Below are 2,849 nucleotides of genomic sequence, written 5' to 3'. Positions count from 1 at the left end.
CGGGCGGACCTCGGGCACGGTCATGACCTTCACCAACAGCGCCGGCCAGGTCGTCGCCGCGTTCAACCGGCCCTCGTCGGCCAGCGTCTGGGGCTGCGACGGTGATCTGCCCGCCCCCAACGACCAGGTCGTCGGCCCGATCTCCCGGACGCTGTGCGCCGCGCTGAACCGGGGCACCCTCGGCACCATCCACACCCAGCCCAGCACGAACGCCGCCGAGTTCTACCGCAACAACCCCACCAACCACTACGCCCGGATCATCCACGCCAACATGCGCGACGGAAAGGCGTACGCGTTCGCCTTCGACGACGTCGGCGCCTTCGAGTCGCTGGTCCACGACGGTGACCCCCGCTCGGCCGGGCTGATCCTGAGCCAGTTCTGACGGCAGCCAGTCACGTCGCGAGTCGGCCCCGCCGGCGGCGGCGGAGAATGGGGTGGTGACCTCGCTCGTCATCCGCGACCGCAAGCATTCCGACCTGCCCGGATGCGTCGACCTCCTGGCCGTGGTGCACGGTCACGACGGCTATCCGCTCAACTGGCCCGCCGATCCGTACCGCTGGCTGTGCCCGCCGGAGCAGCACCACGCGTGGATTGCCGAGGCCGGCGGCGCAGGGGTGGTTGGGCACCTCGCGGTGCACCATGCGTTGCCGACCGGTGGCGAGGCCGGGGCGGCGGAGGTCGCCCGGCTGTTCGTGGCACCCGCCTTCCGCCGCCGCCAGGTCGGCACCGCCCTGCTCCGGCAGGCGCGGCGGTGGGCCGCCCGGCATGGCACCGACCTGACGCTGGAGGTCGTCGACCACCAGCGGTCGCCAGCCGTCGCGCTGTACGAGCGCGACGGCTGGCGGCACACCGCGACCGTCGCCGCCGGCTGGACCGCCCCGAACGGCGCTCCAGTCACCCTGCGGCGCTACGTCGTCGGCTCGGACGCCCCGGAGCCGGCCGACAGCGCGGCCGGACACCGGAAGGCCGGTCCCCCTTGACCGGGAGAGGCCTCATCCGGCGACGGGTGCGGGGATCTCGCGCAGGGTGCCGCCGTCGAGGCGCAACCACCGTTGCACGCCGATGTCGTGCAGGAAGCGTTCGTCGTGGCTGACCACCACGAAAGCTCCCCGGTAGGCGTTCAGCGCGTTCTCCAACTGGCCGGCGCTGACCAGGTCCAGGTTGTTGGTGGGCTCGTCGAGCAGCAGCAGGTGCGGCGCCGGCTGGGCGTAGAGGACGCAGGCCAGCGTGGCGCGTAGGCGCTCGCCGCCGGAGAGGACGCCGACCGGCAGGTGGGCGCGGGCACCGCGGAAAAGGAACCGGGCCAGCAGGTTCATCCGCTCGGCCAGCGGGCGCTCGGGGGCGTACGCGGCGAGGTTCTCCGCCACCGTACGGTCGAGGTCGAGCAGGTCCAGGCGCTGGGACAGGTAGGCCACCCGGCCGTCGGCCTGGCGTACCTGCCCGCTGGCCGGTTCGAGGTCGCCGTGCAGCAGGCGCAGCAGGGTGGACTTGCCGGCGCCGTTGGACCCGGTCAACGCGATCCGCTCCGGGCCTCGGATGGTCAGCTCGACACCGTCTGCGGCGAACAGCGGCAGGTTGCCGTGCCGTACCTGCATCCGCTGGCCCTCGACCACGGTCCGGCCGGCGGGTACGTCGGTCTCCGGCAGTTCCAGCGTCAGCGTCTGGTCCTCCCGTAGCGCCCGGCTGGCCTCGTCGAGCCGGCCCTGCGCGTCGCTGACCCGGCTGGCGTGCGCCTGCTGGGCCCGGCCGGCCGACTCCTGCGCGCTGCGCTTGAGCCCACCGGCGACGATCCGGGCCAGGCCGGCGTTGCCGAGGTTGCGGGCGGCGTTGCCGGCGCGGCGTTCGGCCCGCTCACGGGCCTGCTGCATCTCCCGCTTCTCCCGCTTGACCTCCTGCTCGGCGCTGCGCACGTTGCGCTCCGCCACTTCCCGGGACGCCCGCGCCGCCTCCTCGTACGCGGTGAAGTTCCCGCCGAACAGGCGCAGCTGGCCGCCGTCGAGTTCGGCGATGCGATCCATCCGGTCCAGCAGCATCCGGTCGTGGCTGACCAGCAACAGGCACCCGGACCAGTTTTCCAGCACCGTGTACAACCGGTGCCGGGCGTCGATGTCGAGGTTGTTGGTCGGTTCGTCGAGCAGCAGCACGTCTGGGCGCCGGAGCAGTTGCGCGGCCAGCCCGAGGGAGACCACCTGACCGCCGCTGAGGGTGTGCAGGGGCCGGTCCAGGGCGACGTCGCCCAGGCCGAGCCGGTCGAGTTCGGCGTGGCTGCGCTCCTCGACGTCCCAGTCGTCCCCGATCGCGGCGAAGTTCTCCTCGCTGGCGTCGCCGGCCTCGATCGCCCGCAGCGCGGCCAGCGCCGGGGCGACCCCCAGCACCTCGGCCACGGTCAGGTCCCCGGCCAGGGGCAGGTTCTGCGGCAGGTAGCCGAGCACGCCTTCGACGGTCACCCCGCCGCCGGTCGGGGTCAGCTCACCGGCGATCAGCCGCAGCAGGGTGGTCTTGCCGGCGCCGTTCGGCGCGACCAGACCGGTGCGGCCGGGCGGCACGGTGAAGGAGAGGTCCCGGAACACCGGGGTGTCGTCGGGCCAGGAAAAGGACAGGTTGGTGCAGACGACGCAGACGTCGGACATGACAGAGAGACCTCGGGAAGGAAGCCGGGGACGCGACCGGCGCCCCGGTCAGGCAGACAGGGCTACGACAGGAGGGGCCGCCCCGGCACCGGCCGGCAGGCGGTGGGGCCGCTCACCCCGAGATGTCGTCGTCCCCCGTCAGCATGTCTCGCTCCTCGTACCCGGATCGCGCGGTTGATCCGCGCCGGGCCCAGCCTACCAACTCCCCCGCGTCGCCGG

3 protein-coding genes are annotated in these 2,849 nt (G+C 73.1%); 2 read left to right on the top strand and 1 reads right to left on the bottom strand.

The window, feature by feature from the left end; all coding sequences use genetic code 11:
• Together AB0M52_RS32900 and AB0M52_RS32895 are read left to right on the top strand one after the other, a co-directional pair.
• Positions 1-382 (top strand): beta-1,3-glucanase family protein (locus AB0M52_RS32900; RefSeq protein ID WP_363961732.1); only part of this gene is annotated, 382 nt, incomplete at its 5' end.
• Between the two features lie 55 nt (positions 383-437).
• A complete protein-coding gene (locus tag AB0M52_RS32895) occupies positions 438-980 on the top strand; it encodes a GNAT family N-acetyltransferase (RefSeq protein WP_363961730.1) in 543 nt (180 codons plus the stop codon).
• Between the two features lie 12 nt (positions 981-992).
• On the opposite strand, the gene abc-f is transcribed toward AB0M52_RS32895, so the two are convergent.
• Positions 993-2,630 carry a ribosomal protection-like ABC-F family protein gene (gene abc-f / locus AB0M52_RS32890; RefSeq protein ID WP_363961728.1) on the bottom strand — a complete coding sequence of 546 codons (1,638 nt, stop codon included), beginning with the start codon at positions 2,628-2,630 and terminating at the stop codon, positions 993-995.
• Between the last annotated feature and the right edge of the window lie 219 nt (positions 2,631-2,849).

Source organism: Micromonospora sp. NPDC051296, assembly GCF_040682255.1.
GTDB lineage: Bacteria > Actinomycetota > Actinomycetes > Mycobacteriales > Micromonosporaceae > Micromonospora > Micromonospora craterilacus.
The sequence above is the reverse complement of the archived record's forward strand: the minus strand, read 5'-3'. Positions and strand labels throughout refer to the sequence as shown.

Bases quoted from the DNA above. Each gene is read 5' to 3' on its own strand.
- abc-f (WP_363961728.1), bottom strand. From the start codon at position 2,630: ATGTCCGACGTCTGCGTCGTCTGCACCAACCTGTCCTTTTCCTGGCCC.